This is a genomic window from Vibrio sp. S457-15, from assembly GCF_000960545.1.
In the GTDB taxonomy this organism is placed as follows: domain Bacteria; phylum Pseudomonadota; class Gammaproteobacteria; order Enterobacterales; family Vibrionaceae; genus Vibrio; species Vibrio parahaemolyticus.
In genome coordinates this window covers 314623-337773 of the sequence record NZ_JYOQ01000005.1, presented here as the reverse complement: position 1 = coordinate 337773, position 23151 = coordinate 314623, and the positions used below count along the sequence as shown (strand labels likewise).

At 45.8% G+C, this 23151-nt stretch carries 19 protein-coding genes; 12 read left to right on the top strand and 7 right to left on the bottom strand.

What is annotated here, in order from left to right:
* Positions 1-86 precede the first annotated feature (86 nt).
* On the top strand, positions 87-821 hold the full coding sequence (locus UF05_RS01750) for an RNA methyltransferase (RefSeq protein WP_005495942.1): 735 nt from the start codon (positions 87-89) through the stop codon (positions 819-821).
* A gap of 91 nt (positions 822-912) precedes the next feature.
* On the opposite strand, the gene fdxA is transcribed toward UF05_RS01750, so the two are convergent.
* Positions 913-1236: a ferredoxin FdxA gene (gene fdxA / locus UF05_RS01745; RefSeq protein WP_005461160.1), complete on the bottom strand. Its 324-nt coding sequence runs from the start codon at positions 1234-1236 to the stop codon at positions 913-915.
* Between the two features lie 205 nt (positions 1237-1441).
* Here fdxA and UF05_RS01740 point away from each other — a divergent pair, with 205 nt between their 5' ends.
* The 4 genes from UF05_RS01740 to udp all read left to right on the top strand — a co-directional run bounded on the left by UF05_RS01740 (position 1442) and on the right by udp (position 7383).
* Positions 1442-3061: an NAD(P)/FAD-dependent oxidoreductase gene (locus UF05_RS01740; protein ID WP_005461132.1), complete on the top strand. Its 1620-nt coding sequence runs from the start codon at positions 1442-1444 to the stop codon at positions 3059-3061.
* 343 nt (positions 3062-3404) lie between these two features.
* A complete protein-coding gene (locus UF05_RS01735; protein ID WP_005461138.1) occupies positions 3405-3824 on the top strand; it encodes a CBS domain-containing protein in 420 nt (139 codons plus the stop codon).
* A 183-nt stretch (positions 3825-4007) separates the two neighbouring features.
* Positions 4008-6314 (top strand): zinc/cadmium/mercury/lead-transporting ATPase, encoded by a 2307-nt coding sequence (locus tag UF05_RS01730; protein ID WP_025794718.1) that lies wholly within the window; start codon positions 4008-4010, stop codon positions 6312-6314.
* A 310-nt stretch (positions 6315-6624) separates the two neighbouring features.
* Entirely contained in the window at positions 6625-7383 is a 759-nt protein-coding gene (gene udp / locus UF05_RS01725; RefSeq protein ID WP_005461152.1) for a uridine phosphorylase, read from the top strand.
* Positions 7384-7574: 191 nt separating this feature from the next.
* Here udp and UF05_RS01720 read toward each other — a convergent pair whose 3' ends face one another.
* Entirely contained in the window at positions 7575-8735 is a 1161-nt protein-coding gene (locus UF05_RS01720; RefSeq protein ID WP_005461150.1) for a DUF1887 family protein, read from the bottom strand.
* A 153-nt stretch (positions 8736-8888) separates the two neighbouring features.
* On the bottom strand, positions 8889-10880 hold the full coding sequence (locus UF05_RS01715) for a methyl-accepting chemotaxis protein (protein WP_005481899.1): 1992 nt from the start codon (positions 10878-10880) through the stop codon (positions 8889-8891).
* Positions 10881-11116: 236 nt separating this feature from the next.
* Here UF05_RS01715 and hinT point away from each other — a divergent pair, with 236 nt between their 5' ends.
* From hinT to UF05_RS01680, 7 genes are all read left to right on the top strand, one after another.
* Positions 11117-11467 (top strand): purine nucleoside phosphoramidase, encoded by a 351-nt coding sequence (gene hinT / locus UF05_RS01710; protein ID WP_005461572.1) that lies wholly within the window; start codon positions 11117-11119, stop codon positions 11465-11467.
* Between the two features lie 74 nt (positions 11468-11541).
* The gene (locus tag UF05_RS01705; protein ID WP_025509310.1) at positions 11542-12939 is read left to right on the top strand and encodes a COG3014 family protein; all 1398 of its coding nucleotides are present in this window, start codon (positions 11542-11544) and stop codon (positions 12937-12939) included.
* On the top strand, positions 12939-13331 hold the full coding sequence (locus UF05_RS01700) for a YcfL family protein (protein ID WP_005456243.1): 393 nt from the start codon (positions 12939-12941) through the stop codon (positions 13329-13331). Before UF05_RS01705 ends, UF05_RS01700 begins: the two co-directional genes overlap by 1 nt.
* Positions 13332-13397: 66 nt before the next feature.
* Positions 13398-13988, top strand: coding sequence for a penicillin-binding protein activator LpoB (lpoB, locus tag UF05_RS01695; RefSeq protein ID WP_005456187.1), 591 nt, complete (start codon positions 13398-13400; stop codon positions 13986-13988).
* 24 nt (positions 13989-14012) lie between these two features.
* A complete protein-coding gene (gene thiK / locus UF05_RS01690) occupies positions 14013-14894 on the top strand; it encodes a thiamine kinase (protein WP_020840306.1) in 882 nt (293 codons plus the stop codon).
* A gap of 74 nt (positions 14895-14968) precedes the next feature.
* Positions 14969-15508, top strand: a complete 540-nt coding sequence (gene ycfP, locus UF05_RS01685; protein WP_005456278.1) for an alpha/beta hydrolase YcfP — start codon at positions 14969-14971, stop codon at positions 15506-15508.
* A gap of 537 nt (positions 15509-16045) precedes the next feature.
* Positions 16046-17335, top strand: coding sequence for an NAD(P)/FAD-dependent oxidoreductase (locus UF05_RS01680; protein ID WP_045546173.1), 1290 nt, complete (start codon positions 16046-16048; stop codon positions 17333-17335).
* A gap of 130 nt (positions 17336-17465) precedes the next feature.
* Here UF05_RS01680 and UF05_RS01675 read toward each other — a convergent pair whose 3' ends face one another.
* The 4 genes from UF05_RS01675 to UF05_RS01660 form a co-directional block, all read right to left on the bottom strand.
* Entirely contained in the window at positions 17466-18014 is a 549-nt protein-coding gene (locus UF05_RS01675) for a GNAT family N-acetyltransferase (protein ID WP_045546172.1), read from the bottom strand.
* A 212-nt stretch (positions 18015-18226) separates the two neighbouring features.
* On the bottom strand, positions 18227-18994 hold the full coding sequence (locus UF05_RS01670) for a peptidoglycan binding protein CsiV (protein ID WP_021449347.1): 768 nt from the start codon (positions 18992-18994) through the stop codon (positions 18227-18229).
* Positions 18995-19001: 7 nt separating this feature from the next.
* Entirely contained in the window at positions 19002-22463 is a 3462-nt protein-coding gene (mfd, locus tag UF05_RS01665; RefSeq protein WP_045546171.1) for a transcription-repair coupling factor, read from the bottom strand.
* Between the two features lie 5 nt (positions 22464-22468).
* On the bottom strand, positions 22469-23038 hold the full coding sequence (locus tag UF05_RS01660; protein ID WP_025632192.1) for a PilZ domain-containing protein: 570 nt from the start codon (positions 23036-23038) through the stop codon (positions 22469-22471).
* Positions 23039-23151: the final 113 nt, after the last annotated feature.

Below are 23151 nucleotides of genomic sequence, written 5' to 3'. Positions count from 1 at the left end.
ACATCTCTTTTTGCCTTGAGCACTTTACTTTATAATCACGCTTGTTTTAATTCGCCAAGTATTCACTTTCCACCTGAGATATTGTCATGATTTCAAAAAACCAACTAAAACTGCTTCGTGCTTTGGGCCAAAAGAAACAGCGTAAAGCGCATGGTTTGTTTCTTGTTCAAGGTGAAAAGAACGTATTAGAGTTGGCGAGCAGCTCATTGGTTGTGAAGCAAATTTTTGCTACGGCAGACTTTTTGGAAAGTCACCGCCAAGAGCTGAGTGGTTTTGAGTGCGTTGAAGCGTCGCTTGATGATCTAACCAAAGCAAGTACGCTTGTGAGCAACAACGCCGCCATTGCTGTGGTAGAGATTCCAAACGTAAAAGAACCACAGGCAAAGGGCTTGATGATTGCTCTGGATGGTGTTTCAGACCCAGGTAACCTAGGTACGATTATCCGTGTAGCTGACTGGTATGGCATTAAGCACATTATTGCGAGCACTGACTGTGCAGACCCGTATAACCCAAAAACCATCAGCGCGACAATGGGCAGTTTTGGGCGTGTGCAAGTGAGTTTGGTTGATTTGCCAAGCTACTTAGCTGAAGCAAACTTGCCAGTGTATGGTGCTTTCCTTGAAGGTGAGAGCGTGCATAAAACTGATTTTTCAGCAGAAGGTATTTTGTTGATGGGCAGCGAGTCACATGGTGTGCGAGAAGAAGCGTCCAAGTTCGTGACAGATAAGATCACGATTCCTGCTTTCGGTGGCGCAGAATCTTTAAACGTGGCAATGGCGACGGGCATCATTTTGGACAACATGCGTCGTCAGCACAGCTAATCGTATCAACGAAATTTAGATACAAAAAAAGCGTAACGGTCCAGGCGATGTCAAGCTGAGGTTCATTACGCTTTTTTCGTTTTGAATGCGGTTATTTTTCTAACATATCCAACTTGTTTGGCACGCCGTTCCATTTTTCCGCTTCATCCATCGCTGGTTTCACTTCAGTTTGTACCGGCCAGATTTCTGCGAGTTCGGCGTTGAGCTCTTTGTAGATGGTTTGATCTTCAGGCAGCTCGTCTTCTTGGAAGATTGCCGCTGCGGCACACTCGTCAACACACAAGCCACAGTCGATACATTCTATTGGATTGATTACCATGAAGTTTGGACCTTCGTGGAAGGCGTCAGCCGGGCACACCGCGACACAGTCGGTGTATTTACATTGGATACAGTTATCGGTTACGACAAACGCCATGATAATCAGCTCTTAAGTTAGTCAAAATCAAAGAAGGGGGATAATACTCATCCCAAGGCAAAATTCAACATTCACCAAGTTAAATCCGTCGTCCAACCTTGATTTAGTATGACAGACAATTCAATTTCTCGTAAAATGCGCGCCATTGTGAGCTGGGAGCCGTTAGGTTTTTTGGCTAAGACACCTACTATAACGAGACATCGACATGATTCGTATTAATGAAATTAAGCTTCCTCTTGATCATGAGGAAGGCGCGCTATTAGACGCGATCACTAAAAAACTTGGCATTCCTGCTGAGAAAGTTATCTCTTTTAACGTCTTTAGACGCGGCTACGATGCTCGTAAGAAAACCAATATTCATCTTATTTACACGCTAGACATCATCGTTGAAGGCGATGAAACCGCGTTGCTAGCGAAGTTCGCAAACGATCCTCACGTTCGCCAAACGCCAGACATGGAATACAAGTTTGTTGCGAAAGCACCTGAGAACCTAACAGAGCGCCCAATCGTCATCGGTTTTGGTCCATGTGGTCTATTTGCTGGTTTGGTGTTGGCTCAAATGGGTTTCAACCCAATCATTGTTGAACGTGGGAAAGAAGTTCGTGAACGTACTAAAGATACTTTCGGTTTCTGGCGTAAACGCACGCTAAACCCAGAATCAAACGTACAGTTTGGTGAGGGCGGTGCGGGTACGTTCTCTGACGGTAAGCTGTACAGCCAAGTGAAAGATCCAAACTTCTACGGTCGCAAAGTGATCACTGAATTTGTTGAGGCTGGCGCACCAGAAGAAATTCTATACGTAAGTAAACCGCACATCGGTACTTTCAAGCTGGTAACGATGATCGAGAAAATGCGTGCGACTATCATCGAGCTAGGTGGTGAAATTCGCTTTAGTACTCGTGTTGATGATCTTCATATGGAAGACGGTCAAATCACTGGCGTGACATTGTCAAACGGTGAAGAGATCAAATCTCGTCACGTGGTATTGGCTGTTGGTCACAGTGCGCGTGATACATTTGAAATGTTGCACGAGCGCGGTGTGTACATGGAGGCGAAACCATTCTCGGTTGGCTTCCGTATCGAGCACAAGCAATCGATGATCGACGAAGCACGTTTTGGTCCAAATGCGGGTCACCCAATTCTTGGTGCTGCGGATTATAAACTGGTTCACCATTGTAAAAATGGTCGTACCGTGTACAGCTTCTGTATGTGTCCAGGCGGCACTGTTGTTGCGGCGACATCTGAAGAAGGTCGTGTAGTGACGAACGGCATGAGCCAATACTCTCGTGCAGAGCGTAACGCAAACAGTGCGATTGTTGTGGGTATCTCTCCTGAGGTGGATTACCCGGGTGATCCTCTAGCAGGTATCCGTTTCCAACGTGAACTTGAATCTAACGCTTACAAACTAGGCGGCGAAAACTACGATGCGCCAGCACAGAAAATCGGTGACTTCCTGAAAGGTCGCGATCCAAGTCAACTTGGTGATGTTGAGCCATCATTCACGCCGGGCATTAAGCTCACAGACTTATCGAAAGCGCTGCCTCCATTTGCGGTAGAAGCGATTCGTGAAGCCATTCCAGCTTTCGATCGTAAGATCAAAGGTTTTGCATCTGAAGATGGCCTACTGACTGGCGTTGAGACTCGTACCTCTTCACCAGTTTGCATTAAGCGCGGTAAAGATTTCCAAAGTGTAAACTTAAAAGGCTTCTACCCTGCGGGTGAAGGTGCAGGTTACGCTGGTGGTATTCTTTCTGCTGGTATCGATGGTATTAAAGTCGCAGAGGCGGTTGCGCGTGACATCGTTGCAGCAATGGAAAATGCATAATTAAATCACTTTTTGATTTGATGAAAGCCAGTCAGTTTTGCTGACTGGCTTTTTTGTATGTGCTGCATAGCTAATTAGGATTAGTGAGCATTTTCTGCGCGACATTTGAGACCTTTCCTCGTCATGTCTCAGGCTTTTGTTGGTGTTTACTTCTGCAGATAAATTTTTCTTACTGGGATAAATATGCAAGAAGATTTAGCTTGAGAGCAGTAGATAAATGAATTTTGATAGAGATCAATAGACTACGCCTATGAACAAAATTGCTAATTTCCATTTAGTAAAATCAAGAAAGTAGACGACACTTATCTTAAGGCCGCAATAAAATGCCGCTAAGGAGATAAGAATGCATTCATTAAAAGTAAAAGATTACATGACGTTGCAAGCGGTGACTTTCACTAAAGACATGTCACTCACAGCCGCTTTGAACAAAGTGATGCAGAGCGTGACGCTTGGTGGTCCAGTCATTGATGAAAACGAAAAAGTAGTGGGGTTCTTATCTGAACAAGATTTGTTAGATAAGTTGGTGAAAGCCAGCTACCACTGCCAAGATACACATACTGTGCAAGAGTGTATGCATGAAGATGTGTTGTCCGTCTCGCCAGAAATGTCGGTCATTGAATTGGCGGATATGATGAAAGTCGGTAAGCCAAAAATGTACCCAGTAGTTGACGACCGAGGAAAACTTGTTGGCATCATCACTCGCCGTGATGTTCTGCGCGCTATTGGGATGACGTTAAACGAATGCTTTAAACATCCAGTTTGATGACGACATCGACATGACTACTTCGAAAGGCGCTGCGGCGTCTTTCTTTTTTCGGAAAAAGGCTGAGGTTGAGCGAAGTGGTTATTTTTCTCTTTTAACAAAATTCGTCTTGACCTTGGAGCTAGCTCCAAGGTTTATCCTTAGTGGTAGATGAACAGTCTCAGCCAATAAGGAAAACAAACTATGTGTACAAAACATCAAGGTTGCCAGTCAGGCAAAATCAAAACTGCGGTGCCACTCAGTGCCCATGACTCTTGCTGCGCGCCAACTAAACCGACGCTAAATATTGCTCAAGCGGGGGTTGATACTGTTGAAAGCTCTTGCTGTAGTGGAGGCAGTTGCAGTTCGGACACCGCCGATGAAGAAGGCCCCGCGGAGCTGCGAGAATCCTCAACTCGTAGATGTTGGCTCGTGTCCGACATGGATTGCCCGTCTTGTGCGCAAAAGCTTGAAAAAGCCATCATGTCATTGCAAGGCGTTACTAATGCAAAAGTCCTTTTTGCTACAGAAAAGTTAGTTGTCGATTTTGATGACCATTCTCTAAGTTCGATCATCGAACAAACAGCGCGCCAAACTGGTTTCCCGCTTTCTGCGCTGGATAAACCAAAGCAAAAGAAAGAGAACAAAGGCTGGTTCGGTTTTGTTCAAGACAATCTACAGATTTTATCGATCGCAGGTGCTATGGCATTTGCGGGCCTAGTCGCAAGCATCAACCCTCAGCTTAGTAGCTGGATTTTTACTTTAACCTGTTTGCTGGGTTTGTATCCTATTGCCCGTAAGGCCGTCAAACTGGCTCGTGGTGGCACACCATTTGCCATTGAAACACTGATGAGTGTTGCTGCATTAGGTGCGTTGTACTTAGGTGAAACCGCAGAAGCCGCGATGGTGTTATTGCTCTTCCTTATTGGTGAAAAGCTAGAAGCATACGCATCATCACGAGCTCGAAGTGGCGTTCAGGCCTTAATGGATTTGGTACCAGAAAACACCACGCTGATCATTGATGGTGTACGCAAAGAAGTGCCAGCGTCTCAGCTTCAACCTGGGGACGTCATTGAAGTGGCACCTGGCGGTCGTTTGCCTGCTGATGGTGTATTGATGACGACGTTAGCCAGCTTTGATGAAAGTGCATTGACCGGTGAATCAGTTCCTGTTGAGCATGAAGAAGGCGGGAAAATCATGGCGGGGGCTGTGGTTGTCGATAAAGTAGTGCAGGTGCAAGTGACCTCCCGCCAAGGTGAAAACGCCATTGACCGCATCCTTCATTTGATTGAAGAAGCTGAATCGCGCAAAGCGCCGTTAGAACGATTCCTCGATAAATTTAGTCGCTGGTACACGCCACTTATGATGCTGGTGTCTCTTGCCGTTATCGTTACGCCACCATTACTGTTCGCTCAACCTTGGGAAACATGGGTGTACCGTGGTTTAGCATTGCTCTTAATCGCTTGTCCTTGTGCCTTGGTTATTTCAACGCCTGCTGCGATTACGTCGGGTCTGGCTGCTGCGGCACGCCGTGGTGCATTGATCAAAGGTGGGGCAGCGCTTGAGTTGCTTGGCAAAGTGGAGTCGGTCGCGTTTGATAAAACAGGCACGTTGACACAAGGTAAACCGCAAGTAACAGACGTGGTGACTTATGATGTAACAGAAGAAACACTACTGAGTTTAACGGCTTCTATCGAGATGGGGTCAAGCCACCCTTTAGCGGTTTCATTAGTGAAGCGGGCTGAAGAACAAGGCGTTTCGATTCCTGAGGCAAGTGATAAAACTGCTCAAGTCGGCTCTGGTGTAACAGGTTTGGTGAACGGTAAATTAGTGCAAGTTATTGCGCCATCAAAAGCGGACTTCCCTGTTTCTTCAAAAGTTGAACAACGTGTTATTGAACTGGAAGAACAAGGCAAAACCGTGGTGATCGTTCGTCACGATTACGAAGTTATTGGCGTGATCGCGTGGCAAGATACTCTTCGTCAAGATGCTCAACAGGCAATCGCGACGTTGAAAATGTTGGGCGTGAGTTCTGTGATGTTGACGGGGGACAACCCACGCAGTGCAGAAGCGATAGCCCATCAAATTGGTTTGGATTACAAAGCGAGCTTGTTGCCTGCCGATAAAGTGCGTTATGTGGAACAACTTTCTACTGAGCACACGGTTGCGATGGTTGGTGATGGTATTAACGACGCACCTGCGATGAAAGCGTCTAGCATTGGTATCGCGATGGGCGGAGGTACTGACGTCGCATTAGAAACTGCTGATGCGGCACTAACGCACAACCGCTTGGTTGAATTGCCAGCAATGATTGAATTATCACGTGCGACGCTCAATAACATTCGTCAAAACGTGGCATTGGCGCTTGGCTTAAAAGGCGTGTTCTTAGTCACCAGTTTATTGGGTATCACTGGGCTTTGGGTTGCGGTCTTGGCAGACAGTGGGGCGACTGCGTTAGTGACACTCAATGCGCTACGACTTCTGCGGTTTGAATCTAAACAAGTGCAATAACGCTATTCTCAAAGTTGCTCTATATTTAACCCGAGGCGTTTCTCGTCTCGGGTTTTTATGTTTCTGTGAGCACTATAAGTTTTGTGAATGCAATCTGAGCCGTCGGACTTGTTGTTATGCAACGAAATGATAAGTTTGCCCGAATAATGTGATCAAAACCGTTTTAATTTGAAATTGTAGATTTATTACATTTTATCAATGTGATTGTGATCACTCTATGTTGGTGCAAGGTTCGCTACAGTGCTCCTGTACCCAACAACTTACTAATGAGCTTATCGTTTACAAAATAAGCCACAATAAGGAGCGACATATGTCTCAAGCTGTATTCCATTTAGGTGTTACTGAAGCTGATCTTAATGGTGCAACTCTAGCCATCATTCCAGGTGATCCAGCGCGTGTTCAAAAAATCGCAGAACAAATGGAAAACCCTGTATTCCTAGCAAGTCACCGCGAATACACGCTTTACCGCGCAGAACTAGACGGTAAGCCAGTTGTGGTTTGTTCAACAGGTATCGGTGGTCCATCTACCTCTATCGCAGTAGAAGAGCTAGCACAGCTTGGTGTTCGCACATTCCTACGCGTAGGTACGACTGGTGCAATTCAACCACACGTAAACGTAGGCGATATGATCGTGACAACGGGCTCTGTTCGTCTAGATGGTGCAAGCCTACACTTCGCTCCAATGGAATTCCCAGCAGTTGCAGACTTTGATGTTGCGACAGCGATGAAAGCAGCAGTTGAAGAATCTGGTGCAACAGTTCATATGGGTGTGACTGCTTCAAGTGACACTTTCTACCCAGGTCAAGAGCGTTACGACACATTCACTGGTCGTGTTGTGAAGCGTTTCCAAGGCTCTATGAAAGAGTGGCAAGACATGGGCGTGCTGAACTTCGAAATGGAATCAGCAACGCTACTTACCATGTGTGCAAGTTCTGGCCTGAAAGCAGGTTGTGTGGCGGGTGTAATCATCAACCGTACACAAAAAGAGATTCCAGATCATTCAACACTGAAAGAAACGGAAGCTCGCTCAATTAAAGTTGTAGTAGAAGCAGCACGTAAAATGCTTTAAGCGCTCACTTTAGTTGGCATTTAAACAAACAGAAAAACCCAGAGGCTTGCCTCTGGGTTTTTCTATGCGCCTTGTTCAAGGTGCGATTTTCTAGATTCTGAAACGCAAAGTGATTGAAGCTAGGATAGGCACTAAAAACAGGCATTAAAAAAGCAGCTCCAGTGAGCTGCTTTCGTGTTTTTAGAGGGCGACTAAATTTCGTCAGAACCGCCAGCGGCTTCAAACCATTTCGCAAGATGCGTTTTGAGATCTTTCAGCTCTTCAGGGCCGATAAGCGCAAGGCCAAGATCCTCTGCACGAGTAATGTCATTGTGACGAAGAGGGCGGAAGCTCACCAGCATAGCGCGTGCTTGTAGACCGCCTAGCAGGTCACGCAAAGATTCCAGTTTGTACAGCGTATCGTCACCATCATCGCGCATGCCTTTCGTTTTACACTCAATGATGTGCAGCTTGTTATTTACAACCGTTGCTACGTCTAGCTCGTTACGTACTTCACTTTCACCCAGCTTACGATAAACCTGAACATTCAAAGAGCGATCTTGAATCGTTGGCATGGTGTCTTGGATTTGTTTGACAGTGCTGTGAACCAGAGTCTCCAACCATTCGCCGTTAGAGAATCGACGTGCGTCTTCGTTCGCGAAGGTCAAAATGCCATTTTCGTAAGTCGCGATCTGTGCTTCGACAAGATCCGACAGCAGCATGTTGAGTTCACGGTAGCCTTGTTGCTTCTCAGACAGCTCCACATCCAGCTTCTGCTCCTTACGGCAGGTTGTCGCAAGGTAGTTGAGTGTCGCCAAGCCTGGGCCCAATTCAAGCGCATTTGACGCCCAGCGTTCGCCAAGCTCATACAGTTTTTGATCAAGAAGAGGAGGAAGGTCTACGTGGTGGAACTCGCCGCGCGCACCGAAAATGGTTAGGTAGTCGGAGATAGTAATGTGGTCTTCAACTTGCGTATCTTCTTTGCCATCTGGGTAAAGCCAGCAAAGTTTGTCACTGTTTGGTTCAACTACGAAGATAGGCCAGCGATAAGTACGGAAAACCTCGTAAACCGACAACAATCGATGACGAAGGCCACAGCTTGCGTTCAGTTTGACGTCTTCTCCACGGTCGTGAAGATCTTTCGCGAGCTTTTGAATCGATTGTTTAATCAGGGTTGTATTGACAGCAGACGGAATTTCAAAAAACTCAGAAGTAATCTCTCGCTGCTCTAACACGCTACTCAGTCGGTCAAACATATCTACCTGTGTTTTGTCACCAATGAATACGATATGTGTGCTTAAAGTGCGATTATCCAATAGAGGAGTGACCAATCTCACTGGGTCTTGGTCGATAATACCAACATGAACAGCCATAGATTTTCCTTTTTGTGTGGCCGCTCGAAAAGAGAAGTGCAAGGGATGAGCAGGCCATATTACCCATATGTAGACAAGGCCGAGAAAAAACAAGGGCGACTTCATAAAAAGTCGCCCTTATACAGCTGGTTGCATCAACTATTGCATAAAAATTTACAATTTAAAGCGATGGACTAATTCATTTTGCTGATGAGCAAGCTGAGTGAGAGATTCACTCGTATGAGTGATGCTCGACATAGCGTGGTAACTTTCATCCGCAATATTGTTGATGTCTTCAATGTTGCGCGCTATATCTGCTGAGGTTTCGCTTTGCTCTGCTGCCGCTTGAGAAATGTGCGTACTCATTTGGCTGATTTCGATAATGAGTGCTTGGATCTCTTCCATTGAACTGTTCGCTTTCGAGGCTTGCTCAACCGACATTTCCATATCACTCATGCAGCTTTGAATCACTTGGTTGGCTGACTGAGAGCTCGATTGCAGATTGCTGATCATCGATTCGATTTCTGTGGTGGATTGTGTGGTTTTCGATGCCAGCACACGTACCTCATCGGCTACCACGGCAAATCCGCGTCCTTGCTCACCTGCACGTGCTGCTTCAATCGCGGCATTGAGAGCCAACAAGTTGGTTTGCTCAGCAATGTTGCGGATGACATCCAAAATTGAGCCAATTTGACCACTCATCTTTTGCAGTTCAGAAACGGCAGACACGGACTCGTGAAGGCGCGTTTCTAGCTGATTGATGGTCGAAATGTTGCTACTCATGACATTTCGGCCTTCTTCGGATGCAGACTCAACACGTTGAACCATTTCCAAAGAGCCTTGAGCGCTTTGCGCTACTTCTTGAACCGAGTGAGACATCTCGGTCATAGCCGTTGCCACGTTGGCGGTCTGCTCACGTTGTGCATTCAGCTTAGATTGCGCTTGAGAAGACGTTCGTTCGTTGGTTGTCGCGGTTGAGGCTAAGTTTTCTGATGCTTCATTTAGCTTCACTAGAATGTCGTGCAAGCTGTCCGCTAACGTGTTGATATGACCACTAACGCGGCTGAACTCGTTGTTAAAGCGAATATCAATACGTTGCGTCATATCGCCTTTAGTCAGGCTCTCTAGCGCGTTGAGAATACGTGTTAATGGCTCACGCACACTTTGCGCGATGTGATAGCCGATAGCTGCCGCAAACAAAACCACAACTACACCAATCACAATCGCTTTCGTCACGCCAGCAGAGTAAATGTCACCGGCATCATCAAGAGATTCGTTTAGTTTGTCTGTTGCTGTCGTTGTGAACTGCTCAAGGATAGCCATCGTAGAATCGACTTTGTTAGCTAAGTTCGCAATGTTGTCGTACAGAGCTGCTCGAGCGTTGAGGTAGTTGTTGTGTTGGTCTAGCACACCGCCACGCATACCTACGTCACGGGTAAATTGTTCTACGGATTCGCCAAAAGCTTTTTCTAACTCAGGAAGCTGAGTGACCAACCCACGGAATGCGTAGTTCAAGTGCGTTACTGCTTTACGGTTTTTCGTTACCGCTTGCGTAACAAACTCAGGATTGGAGCTAGCCAGCGCATCAGAGGTGATCACTTCGGCATCTTTGAGTTTGATGAAGTAGCTTTTCGCCATAACTTTCACTGAAATACTCGATTGGTCTGCAACGTATTCTTTCAGGCCAACAGAAAGTTCAGTGTTGAGTTTTTGAAAGCGGCGCGATGACTTCTGCACTTCTTCTTGTGCTGAAAACATTGCTTCATAGTTGTCCATTGCTTCGAGCGCTTCGGTAAAGTAGCTTTGCTCTAGTGTCTTCAGTTGAGAAAAAGGTTCGGCAAGAGAAGGGTAGATCTGGCTTGCTGATTCGAGCTGCGCCAAAGTGGATTCAAAACGTTGTTGAGATCTCGCAAACTCCTGACGCATTTCTTCCATGCGCTGTTTATTCTCAGTGGTCAGAAAATCTTTAAAAGACTTGTCGGCAGAAAGCAGTTCCACACTGGTTTGGTTAGATAACGATACAAGGGGCAACGATGATTTAGAGACGGTTTCAAATTTCCCGTGAATATCGTGCATTCCCCCCATCATAATGGCAATTGTGACAGCAAACAGGATGATGATCAGCGCAAAGCCCGCATACATCCTTTTAATAACTGAACCTCGCATAAGTGAGCTTCCTCTCCCAAAAATAGACAACATAAATAAGAATTGTCTTAAAAAAGTAACAAAATTCATTGGATTGTATTGAGTTCGTGACGCACGTTTTATGACGCATACGACAAAAAAAGCTTCGTTTATTAGCATTAGATTGATAATGTTAAGTGAACACTGTTTTTTATTGAGCTCAGCTTTGGGTTGGAGCATACTAAATGGGTTACACACCTTTATAAAATGGAGTCCCCATGGCGGAAGAAACTATCTTTAGTAAAATTATTCGTAAGGAAATCCCAGCAGACATTCTTTACCAAGATGATTTAGTGACCGCGTTTCGCGATATTAACCCTCGCGCGCCAAGCCACATTCTTATCATCCCGAACAAGTTGATTCCGACAACGAACGATGTGGAAGCAGAAGACGAAGCAATGATGGGACGCCTATTCACTGTGGCGAAGAAGCTTGCGAAAGAAGAAGGTATTGCTGAAGACGGTTACCGTTTGATCCTTAATTGCAACCCTCACGGTGGCCAAGAGGTTTACCATATCCACATGCACCTACTAGGCGGTCGTCCTTTAGGTCCAATGGTATTGAGCTAAGCTAATTTGAAAAGGGTGGTGTCTATGCCACCCTATTTATATTCTTTTCTGAGCACACATTTGCGGAGATAAATGTGAAATTAGGTGTGAAGCTGTTTGGACTGATTAGCTGGGTCTTGATGGCGTCTGGCTGCGCTAATTTGTCTGCGGGCAATTTGTTTAGCCACTACAGCGACCAGAATCAAGAAGTTTATCAGGCAGTTGTTGCTGGCAATTATGCCAACGCTGAGCAACTACAATCGAGCGACGTCGGTGGCGAGATCCTTGGCAATTTCGAAAAGGGTCGTATTTCATTCCTTGCGAAAGATTACCCAACCAGCCTCAAAGCTCTCGAAGAGAGCGACCGCGCGGTACGTGTTCAACAAGACCGAGCAACCATTTCTGTTTCTGAAACAGCGACGAGCGTAGGTTCACTCGCTGTAAACGACAATCTTAACGAATACCAACCTGCAGACTACGAACTCGGCTTTTTGCATTTATACCTTGGTCTGAACTATCTACAAAAAAATGATTTAGAAGGCGCACTCGTCGAAGTTCGTCGTGCCAACCAAGTTCAGGAAGCGGCGAGAAAAGCGCGTGAAAAAGAGCTGAAGTCGGCAGAAAAAGATCTAAAAAACCAAGGTATGTCAGCCAACTTAGGCAGCGTGCTCGCGAGTTATCCAGATGCAGGGAAAAAACTCAGCGCGGTGCAAAACGGCTATCTCTTCTATCTTTCTGGTTTGTTGTACGAAGCGTCACGTGATCTTAACAGCGCTTATGTGGATTACCGTCGCGCTTTGGCTGTGATGCCAGATAACAAACAGGTTATTGAAAGCACGATGTACGCCGCGAAAAAACTCGGTATGCGTGAAGACTTACGTCTGCTTGAAAAACGCTATGGCAAGGCACCGACAGGGTTAAATAAGTCACAAGGACGCGTCATTGTGATTGACGAGCAAGGTGTGGTTGAGGCATTGCAAGGTTGGCGTATTGATTTACCTATTTTTGACAGTCGCGGCAATGGCGCAATCTACTCATTGGCACTACCTTATTATCCGAAACGTGGGGCACCACGCTTTAGTGATGTGGCTTTGAATGGAAAAACGCTGCCTTCTAGTACATTGGCTGACGTTAATGCCATGGCTCAGAATGATTTGAATGAACGCTTAACGACAATAGTGATTCGCCAAGCCATTCGCGTTTGGGCGAAAGACCGAATCAGAAAAGAAGCAGCGAAAAAAGGCGATGACGTCGGCAATATTCTTTTCAACGTTTGGAATACGTTAACAGAACAACCAGATACTCGAAGCTGGCAAACGCTGCCAGCGCAAGTGAAGACAGCCTCACAAATTGTGAAGCCGGGTACACAGCAGCTAAATTTAGGCGATCAAGTCTATCAATTTGACGTACCAGCGCAGCAAACCACACTGGTGTGGGTTTCTCGTCAGGGAGCGCATTCGACGGTATGGCATAAACAATTAGGGAGATTGTAATGAGAGCATGGCTTATTGGCTTAGCAGTCATTATCGGTTTGGCAGGTTGTGCGGACAACACTGCTGGGATCCGAGTTGATGGCCAAACACAAAACGTATTTTTTAACGATAACGTATTGGGCAGCCGACTGTTGGTTGACAACATCACCACGACTTACGTCGATGATCGACCACGTGGTGTGGTGCAGTTAAGCAGTAACTACAAAGGTGACCAGCATATTCTTTATCGCTTCTACTGGTACGACAACAATGGTTTGGAAGTGAACACCAAACCGGGGCCTTGGCGCAAAATGATCGTGCGTGGATTTGAATCTGTGACGCTTTCGGAAGTCACGGTCAATCCAAATGGCACACATTTCCGTGTTCAAATTAGAGAAGCACAAGACGATTAATCTTAACGGCTTTGCCGTAGCTGCCGCGCCAACATGCGCTGGTATTGATATAACTAAGGAACTCTCATGAAAAAAAGTATTATTGCTCTTTTAGGTCTAGCCGTTATTTTGGGTGGTTGTTCTAACAAAGTCTCTTACGGTGATTCACAAGCGACTGAAACGACAACCATCGATTTCGGTTCGACGGACCTACAAAAAATTGCTGGCGAGATGGTAGACAGCATGATGATGTCAGGTTCAGTAGCAGCAATTACTCGTGACCAACGTCCAATCGTGTTTGTTGAGCGAATCAAGAACAAAACCAGTGAGCACATCGACACTGAATCGATCACTGATACCATCTCAACTAAAATGCTGAACTCAGGCAAATTCCGCTTTGTTGATATGGACCGCGTAGAATCGGTTCGTGAACAACTTAACTTCCAAAATACGGACGAGCTTGTTAACCAAAGTACAGCAATTCAGTTTGGTAAAATGGTCGGTGCGCAATACATGCTTTACGGTAACCTTTCTAGCATCGTGAAAAATGCAGGTAGCGATAAAGATGTATACTACAAAATGACAATGCGTTTGATGGATTTGGAAACAGGCCTAATCGAATGGGCTGATGAAACAGAAATCCGCAAAGAGCAATCTAAGAGCCTATTTGGCCTTTAATTGATCATAATGGAGAAGTCATCAATGGCGTGGTTTTCTTGGCAACAAGCAAAACAGTTAGATCCGAGCTTAAATGCGTTAGATGGCTTCTTTTCAGAACCACCGGTGAAGGTGCAAACCGTCACCGGCGGGCTCACAAACCGCTGTTGGCGGTTGGAATCTTCTCAAGGCCTTGCTTATGTCTGGCGACCGACCAGCAACGTATGCAAGGCTTTTTCTATCTCTCGTCATAACGAGTATCAAGTTCTTCATGCCATTGAGCCGCTAAATCTCGGGCCAAAGCCGATCTTCGTTCATGAGCAAGGGTTATTAGTGGAGTGGATCGATGGGATCACGCTGACAAAAGATGGCATCGAGTTGGAAGAGCTCTTACCCATCGCGGCGACCATTCATCAATACCATTCGAGCTCCATACCTGTTGTGCCATTTTCTTACATCTCGCGAATTGATCATTATTGGTTGGAGTTAGAAGGAAAGTACGTCGGTTCAGAATTTGAAACCCTATACAAACAGTGGCGTTCTGAACCTAGTGTTGAGCAAATTCCGTTAGCGCTGTGTCACTTTGATTTGGGGTGTTACAACCTAGTTCGGGGAGAGCAGGGCGTGAAAGTCATTGATTGGGAGTACGCAAGCCTTGCAGACCCAAGATTGGATTTAACGCTCATTTTGCAAATTACCGATTCGCCAATAGAAGAGTCGGTTGAACGCTATTGCCAGATTCGAAATATTGAAAATACCTCAGTTTGGCTTGAAGGAGTAAAAGCGTGGCACCCCCGCACTTTAGTGATGGCAATGCTTTGGTACTTGCTTGCTTATAAATTGTGGGGAGATGAACAATACTTAAACAGTGCGCAAGAGTTTAAAGACTTATTGTGTTTAGAAGATCACTGTTTTGAGAACTCGTGACGTTTTCCCCTTTATCAGTAAGGAAATAGTGGTAGTTTTAAAAAAAGTACCAGATTTTACAGGGAGAGGTACACATGATTATTTACTTGCACGGCTTTGATAGTACAAGCCCAGGTAACCACGAAAAAGTTCTTCAACTACAGTTCATCGATGACGATGTTCGTTTCATTAATTACAGCACGCTTCATCCTAAACATGACATGCAGCACCTGTTAAAAGAAGTGTCAAAGGTCATCGATCAGTCTGATGATCCTAATCCACTTATCTGTGGGGTTGGCCTTGGTGGGTATTGGTCTGAGCGTATTGGTTTCTTGTGTGGTATTAAGCAAGTGATGTTCAATCCGAACTTACATCCAGAAAACACCATGGCTGGTCGCATCGATCGCCCAGAAGAATACGAAGATATTGCAACGAAGTGTGTAGATCAGTTCAGAGCTAAAAACCAAGGACGCTGTTTAGTGATTTTGTCGAAAGAAGATGAAATTCATGACAATACAAAAACGGCTTCTGAGTTAGAAAAGCACTACGACATTATCTGGGATGAATCGCAGTCACATAAGTTCAAGAAAATCTCTCAGCATCTTCAAGCGATGAAAGAGTTCAAAAATACCTAGTATGCAAAACTCATTGTTTACGATTTAAACAGCACTGCTTGCAGTGCTGTTTTTCTATCTGTTCCATATCGCTTTTTGCTGGATTATTACAGCTCACATTTTCAACCGTTTAAAGGCAAGAATATTGTGTTCTTTCTATGGTTTTCTTACTGATGAACTATGTGGCACGAATACCTTGTTGTAGAGTAGTCGAAAAGTAGTCAATCCGCATCCAGAGTAAGGATTTTGGTTGCCTTCAAAGGATGGCTCTATATAATGAACCAGACTAAAATAATTTGATAAATATCAAAAAAAAATTGAGAGCGAGTGAGAAACTTGCCCACTTTTGTCTGGAATCGTATGTTTCAGGCGATGTAAATGATGCCCAACGAACAAACATTAATAACAACGAAAAACATAGGCATCCGTTTTAATCCAAACAAGCTGAGACACCTCTAAGAACCAAGAATTCATCGGTTGGATGTTTTACTGCAGATTTGCTGTGAGTGAGACATCGGGCTGAACCCCATATATTCATTTTTGTAGAGGAAAATCATTGTGACACGCATTATCGTTGTAGGCGGCGGTGCTGGTGGTCTTGAGTTGGCGACTAAGCTTGGCCGTACTCTTGGTCGTAAGAACCGTGCGCAAATTATGCTAGTAGACCGTAAAGCGAGCCACTTGTGGAAACCACTGTTGCATGAAGTTGCAACGGGTTCTTTGGACGAAGGTGTTGACGCTTTGAGCTACCGTGCTCATGCGAAAAACCATAGCTTCGATTTCCAAATGGGTAGCCTTCAAGACATCGACCGTGAACGTAAAGTGATCATTTTAAGTGAGCTGAAAGACGAGCACGGTGAACTTCTTATGCCAAGCCGCGAGCTAGAATACGATCTTCTAGTGATGGCGATTGGTTCAACATCGAACGATTTCAACACTCCAGGCGTTCGCGAAAACTGTATTTTCCTAGATAGCCCAGAACAAGCGCACCGTTTCCGTACAGAAATGAACAATGAGTTCCTAAAGCTGCATGCGAAAAACGGTAACGGTACAGTGGATATCGCGATCGTTGGTGCTGGCGCAACGGGCGTTGAGCTATCGGCAGAGCTGCACAATGCCGTGAAAGAACTTCGCACTTACGGATTTGGTGATCTAGATTCAAGCAAGCTGAATGTTAACCTGATTGAAGCGGGCGAGCGCATTCTTCCTGCATTGCCACCACGTATTTCGTCTGCGGCGCATCAAGAGCTTGTTAAGCTGGGTGTAAACGTTCGTACAGCAACGATGGTGACTAAGGCGGAGAAAGACGGCCTAACCACCAAAGATGGCGAAAAGATTCCTGCGCAAATCATGGTTTGGGCTGCGGGTATCAAAGCACCTGATTTCATCAAAGACATTGCAGGTCTAGAAACAAACCGTATTAACCAATTGGTTGTGAAAGGAACACTGCAAACAACGCGTGATGACGATATTTTTGTTATCGGCGACTTGGCGCAATGCACACAACCAGACGGCTCATTTGTGCCACCTCGTGCGCAAGCTGCGCACCAAATGGCTAGCCAAGCGTTCAGCAACATTGTGGCGAAGCTAAATGGTCGTGAGTTGAAAAACTATGTGTACAAAGACCATGGTTCTTTAGTGTCTCTAAGCCGCTTCTCTACAGTAGGTAGCTTGATGGGCAACTTAACCAAAGGTTCGATGATGGTTGAAGGCCGTATTGCACGTGTTGTTTATATCTCACTATACCGCATGCACTTGATGGCACTTCACGGCGTGTTCAAAACAGGCTTGATGATGCTGGTTGGCCGCATTAACCGTGTATTGCGTCCAAACCTTAAGCTTCACTAATATCGGCGATTCAGCCAGTTTCAGTGTTGAAACCATAGAATAGAAAAAGCCACCGCAAGTCGGTGGTTTTTTATTTCTGTTTTGTCCCGTCCCCAATAAGGGCATACACCTTCCAACGCTTACCGTTGTCTTACAGCAAATCTGTTGGCAGAAGTGAATACACGACGCCATCTTTTGGTTTGCCATGGAAAATAAATCGATTTCTGGCGATGGCTTCTTTTTTTGCTCCAACGGATTCGATCAAAGCTTGGCTGGCGTTGTTATCAGGATCACAAACGATTTCAATACGAGTTAAGCTCAGTTTCGCAAAACAAAATTCTGCCAACGCTTTAATCGCCTCTTGAGCGTAGCCTTGTCTTTGGTAACGGTCTGCTACCCAATAACCAATACTCGCCATATTAAACGTATGATAAAGCTCATTCACGGCTGCCATTCCCAGCAAGGTATTGCTATCTCTATCATAAATACCGAAACCAAATGCTTCCGTTTTGACCCAATTTAAACGTGTTGCTAGTAGAAAGTCTTGGGCATCTTTTAGCGAGACTTCTTCGTCACACCAATCAAGCCAAGTATGCAAAGATGGGGATTGGGAGAGCAATCGTTGTAGCGAGTGAGCGTCATCTGCTGGGATAAGACGAAGGGCTAGGCGAGGGGTGATGATTTCAAAATCTGGGCTCATGAATAAATACGACTTCCATTGCTGATTTTAGAGATACCGACCTTTCGTTCCTTAGGTCATTGTAGTTGTTGGCTTGGGTTTACTTCGCTCAAAGGCTAAGGCTTCAAACCGAGTGACTACTGGCATGGTTGTGATTAAATGAGTTTAGGTGATATGAAGTGGCAGATAAAACAAAGCGCAGCGATTGCTGCGCTTTGTAGAACTGTCGAAGTTTAGTTAACTCGTCGCACTTGGATGATCATTCCCATTAGAGGGTTGTCTAAGTAGTGCGTTTCGCTGCTTTTCATGCGGCGTTTTTGATCCAATCGGTAGCTCTTTAAGAAGGTTTCTTCAGTCACCGTTGGTGAGATTTCTGCGAGGTTACCTACTTGAACGTTGCCGTCAACATCACCGAGTTCATCATTCAACTGGTCAGTTGATTTAGACTCAAAGCGAACTTCACGAACGCTTGGTTCGCGCAAATCCAGCGTGGTTTCTGCAAACAAGTAATGCTGCACGTAAATTTGGAATTTGCCATCTAACTCATACAGTGGGCCGTTGATGGTTTCTTCGTTATAGCCGTCGCTAGAGTAGCTGTTATTGCCATTAATCGGACTACCGTCTGCATTGTAAGAGCCAGAGAAATCACGACCACCTACAATTCGAAAGATTGGCGCGCTTGCTTTCCCTCGATCACCTTGACGCCATGCTACGTGTTTTAGCACTTTAAATCCGGCGTGATTGTTCAGCGCCGCTTCTTGTGCGTTTAAGCGGAAAGAAGAGCGAGGTAACAGAGTTACGCCTTTAGAGCGGCGGTAGGCTTCGCTGTCCAAACTGCCGACATTTTCCATGTCGATTTTAGGCAGTTGGTTTGGCCAAGATTCAGTAGTGCTTTCAGCGTCGACTGCTCGCTTGAAAATAATTACTTCAATATCAAATTGACGCGCAGCCCAAGAAGGCATTGAGACACATAGAAGCAATAACGGGATCAATATTCTCATTCGACTATTAGCTCGTTGGTAATAAATTCTGTTTAAAATCATTCAGTAAGTCTTGTACAAACTGAATGCGTTTACGTCGGTCCGCCAATGGTACGCTAAACTTGAACTTAGTTGGACCTTCCATTGCAAATTTTTGCGGCTGTGATTGCAGGAGTTTAACTAAATACGCTGGATTTATGTCAGCATCAGGGTAAAACTCGATAAATCCACCTTTATCATGGGCTTCTATCTTCTTCGCTTTAATACTACCTGCGGCAAATTTCAATTCTGAGACAGCCAGCAAGTTCTTCGCGGCATCAGGAAGTAAGCCAAAGCGGTCGATCAGCTCAACTTTTAATTCGGATAGCTCATCGCTGTCGCTCACACTCGCAATTCGTTTGTACATCGACAGACGCGTATTGACGTCTGGAATGTAATCATCAGGCAGTAGCGCTGGGATTCTCAGTTCTACTTCTGTTTGTTCACGAAGCAGATCATCCAATGATGGCTCTTTACCTTCTTTCAACGCTTCAACCGCTTGTTCAAGCATTTCCATATACAGTGTAAAACCAACAGATTGAATTTGACCACTTTGTTCGTCACCAAGCAGTTCACCAGCGCCACGAATTTCCAAATCGTGCGTTGCCAGAGTAAAGCCCGCGCCTAAGTCTTCCAGTGAAGCAATGGCATCGAGACGTTTAATGGCATCTTTGGTCATTGCTTTTGGATGTGGCGTTAACAAATAAGCGTAAGCTTGATGGTGAGAGCGACCAACACGGCCACGCAATTGATGCAGTTGCGCCAAGCCAAGGTTGTCAGCACGATCCATAATGATTGTGTTGGCCGTCGGAACGTCGATACCCGTTTCAATGATGGTGGTACACACCAACACGTTAAAGCGCTGGTGGTAGAAATCATTCATGATGCGTTCTAGTTCGCGTTCACGCATTTGGCCATGTGCCACGGTAATACGGGCTTCTGGAATGAGTTTTTGTAAGTCTTCTGCCGTTTTTTCAATGGTTTCTACCTGATTGTGTAGGAAGTAAACCTGACCACCACGCATAATTTCACGCAGTACGGCTTCTCGCACCACGGACTCTTCACGTTCACGAACAAATGTCTTGATAGCTAAACGGCGTGCTGGTGGTGTGGCGATGATCGACAAATCACGCATACCACTCATTGCCATGTTCAGCGTACGAGGAATCGGCGTTGCCGTTAGGGTAAGAATGTCCACATCGGCGCGCATCGCTTTGACTTTCTCTTTTTGACGAACACCGAAGCGATGCTCTTCGTCGACGATCAACAAACCCAAATCTTTGAATTTGATGTCGCTGGAGAGTAATTTGTGCGTACCGACGACGATATCAACTTTGCCATCGGCAACATCTTGCAAAATCACTTTTTGCTCTTTGGCTGATTTGAAGCGAGAAAGCACCTCGACTCGGATTGGCAAGTTCGCGAAGCGGTCACGGAAGTTTTCAAAATGCTGCTGAGCAAGCAGGGTTGTTGGCACGAGTACGGCAACTTGCTTGCTGTTGTCCGTAGCAACAAAGGCCGCACGCATGGCAACTTCTGTTTTACCAAAACCAACGTCACCACACACCAAGCGATCCATGGCTTTTGCTTGGCACATATCGGAAAGTACCGCGTTGATTGCCATGGCTTGATCATCGGTTTCTTCAAACGGGAATGTTGCCTTGAAGGTCGCGTATTGGCCACGATCCAAGGCAAATTTAAAGCCCGGTTTTAGCTCACGCTTCGCGTATACATCAAGTAGCTCTGCTGCAACATCGCGTACTTTCTCAGCTGCTTTTCGACGTGCTTTCGACCACGCTTCACCGCCAAGTTTGTGCAGAGGAGCCGTTTCTTCAGCTCCACCAGAGTAACGGCTGATCAAGTTTAGCGAGGAAACGGGAACATAAAGTTTGGCGTCGTTTTGATATTCAAGCGTCACATACTCGGTTTTCATTCCCCCCGCTTCAAGGGTTTGCAGACCGATGTAGCGGCCGATGCCGTGGTCAATATGAACAACAGGTTGGCCTGGTTTCAGCTCGGCAAGGTGGCGAATAACAGTGTCACTGTTGACGGCTTTTTTGTCTTTGCGACGGCGTTGAATTACGCGATCGCCAAGCAAGTCACTTTCGCATATCAGCGCGAAATTCAGCTCGTCATGAATAAAGCCGTGTTCTGCTGAACCAAGAATCAACGTGAAACGGTGGTCTGACTCCAAAGCGTGATACAGCGATTCTTGCACCACTGGGCGAACTTTGATGCCTTGCAGAAGCTCAGTCAGGGCTTCGCGTCGACCTTCCGATTCCACCGAAAAGATGATTTTGCCCGTAAATTGTTCGCTGAATTGGCGCAAACGAGATAATGGCTCTTTGTTTTGCTGTTGAACGCCAAGTTCAGCCAGTGTTTGTACCGCTAAGTTTTGGCGGCCAGCACGTTTCACTACTTTCTCTAGGCTGAGCTGTGCCTGAGGAAGTTGTTTGAAGTGTGCAAACAATTCGTCTTTCTTGAGCCACAAATCATGTGGGGCAAGAAGTGGACGCAGAGGATCAATTTTCTTTTGATCGTAGCGATACTCGACGTCATTTAAGAATGTGTCGACAGCTGCTTCAATGTCGCCGTATGTGATCAGCTGCGAATCTTCAGGTAAGTAGTCGAACAGGGTTTCGGTATGGTCGAAGAACAGTGGTTGCCAGTATTCAATGCCTGCCGGCCACGTTCCTTTGGTGACTTGCATGTAGATGGATTCTGGCTCGCGTCTCGCCTCAAACTGGGTGCGCCAACGAGTACGGAAATCTTCAATCGCTTCTTTCGTCGTTGGGAATTCATGCGCAGGCAGCAATTGGATTTGCTGAATGTCTTCAATAGAACGCTGGTTTTCCGGATCGAAAGTGCGAATGGTGTCGATCTCATCATCGAAAAAGTCAATACGGTAAGGATCAGCACTGCCCATCGGGAATAAGTCGAGAATCGAACCTCGGCTCGCGTATTCACCCGGCCCAAATACTTGGTCTACGTGACGGTAACCCGAGTTCTCTAGTTGCACTCTCAGGTTTTCTAGCGAGAAATTATCGCCTGTTTTGACCATTAGTGTGTGCTGTAACAAAAATTCTCGCGGAGATTGGCGCTGAAGAACGGTGCTGACTGGCACGATAGTGATGCCGCCACGCTGATTCGGTAACTGGTACAGGCGTGCAATGCGGTCTGAGATGATCTCTTGGTGCGGAGAAAAATTGTCGTATGGCAATGTTTCCCAGTCAGGGAAAAGGCTCACCGGTTGGTCGGTAAACTGTTCGATTTCTGCTTGCAGTTTCAACGCGATCTGCGGATCTGGCACAACCAGTAGTGAGTGACTTGAATGCTGCTTGGCCAGTTCGGCAATGGCGAGTGGCAGCGCTGCACCGGGTAAGTTGCCAAGTTGTTTTTTGTCGCCACGCTCAGTTGGATTGGTGACGGAAAGTATCGTTGCTTTGGTCATAGGAGTTATTTTTTATCTCGCTCCAGTGAGCGCTGACGTAAAAGTTTTTGTTGTTGATATAAAGCGGCTTTAATGAGCAAATCTTGGTCTGCTTCTCTGAGCATTTTATATCTAAGAGTGACGACGAACCCTTGCTCAGAGACGACACACTCTACGACTTGAGCGTAGCAGTAAATTGCCGCAGCAGGATGGTCAAGAAAGAGTTTCACTCGGACAAATTGGTTCGTTTCTACTGGGCTTGATGAGCGGTAACTCAACTGACTTGCACCAAATTGAGTGGTCTGGAAGCGAACCGAAATATCATCTTGCTGAGACAACATAAAGCTCAGCAGTAAGTTGAGCTTTGAGTTTTGCGTGTCGAGCAAACTAATAACGTGTTTAAGCTCTTTATTTTGCAGCTCTAGGCGTGCGTTATCTGCCAATGTATCTAAGTGGCTGAACTCGCTCGCGACAATAAAAGGCGCAGGAATTTCTGACACAAACGTTTGTTCGTCTGGCAAAGCAAAATCGGTCCCCAAGGCTTCCACGTTAATGGTGAGGTTATGGTGAACGGTGAAGTATTCTTGCTCTGTCATAAATCGGTCCTTTGTTGCCAGCGAGCACTCTCATTTCACGAATAATAAGAGGGATAGGGCACTGATTATCGCTAACTGAATGAAGTTATCAAGTTTACCACTACTGCGTTTGA

Bases quoted from the DNA above. Each gene is read 5' to 3' on its own strand.
- UF05_RS01700 (WP_005456243.1), top strand. From the start codon at position 12,939: ATGAGAGCATGGCTTATTGGCTTAGCAGTCATTATCGGTTTGGCAGGT.
- UF05_RS01735 (WP_005461138.1), top strand. From the start codon at position 3,405: ATGCATTCATTAAAAGTAAAAGATTACATGACGTTGCAAGCGGTGACT.
- UF05_RS01730 (WP_025794718.1), top strand. From the start codon at position 4,008: ATGTGTACAAAACATCAAGGTTGCCAGTCAGGCAAAATCAAAACTGCG.
- UF05_RS01740 (WP_005461132.1), top strand. From the start codon at position 1,442: ATGATTCGTATTAATGAAATTAAGCTTCCTCTTGATCATGAGGAAGGC.
- UF05_RS01670 (WP_021449347.1), bottom strand. From the start codon at position 18,994: ATGAGAATATTGATCCCGTTATTGCTTCTATGTGTCTCAATGCCTTCT.
- UF05_RS01750 (WP_005495942.1), top strand. From the start codon at position 87: ATGATTTCAAAAAACCAACTAAAACTGCTTCGTGCTTTGGGCCAAAAG.
- lpoB (WP_005456187.1), top strand. From the start codon at position 13,398: ATGAAAAAAAGTATTATTGCTCTTTTAGGTCTAGCCGTTATTTTGGGT.
- thiK (WP_020840306.1), top strand. From the start codon at position 14,013: ATGGCGTGGTTTTCTTGGCAACAAGCAAAACAGTTAGATCCGAGCTTA.
- UF05_RS01715 (WP_005481899.1), bottom strand. From the start codon at position 10,880: ATGCGAGGTTCAGTTATTAAAAGGATGTATGCGGGCTTTGCGCTGATC.
- udp (WP_005461152.1), top strand. From the start codon at position 6,625: ATGTCTCAAGCTGTATTCCATTTAGGTGTTACTGAAGCTGATCTTAAT.
- fdxA (WP_005461160.1), bottom strand. From the start codon at position 1,236: ATGGCGTTTGTCGTAACCGATAACTGTATCCAATGTAAATACACCGAC.
- UF05_RS01675 (WP_045546172.1), bottom strand. From the start codon at position 18,014: ATGAGCCCAGATTTTGAAATCATCACCCCTCGCCTAGCCCTTCGTCTT.
- ycfP (WP_005456278.1), top strand. From the start codon at position 14,969: ATGATTATTTACTTGCACGGCTTTGATAGTACAAGCCCAGGTAACCAC.
- UF05_RS01660 (WP_025632192.1), bottom strand. From the start codon at position 23,038: ATGACAGAGCAAGAATACTTCACCGTTCACCATAACCTCACCATTAAC.
- mfd (WP_045546171.1), bottom strand. From the start codon at position 22,463: ATGACCAAAGCAACGATACTTTCCGTCACCAATCCAACTGAGCGTGGC.
- hinT (WP_005461572.1), top strand. From the start codon at position 11,117: ATGGCGGAAGAAACTATCTTTAGTAAAATTATTCGTAAGGAAATCCCA.
- UF05_RS01720 (WP_005461150.1), bottom strand. From the start codon at position 8,735: ATGGCTGTTCATGTTGGTATTATCGACCAAGACCCAGTGAGATTGGTC.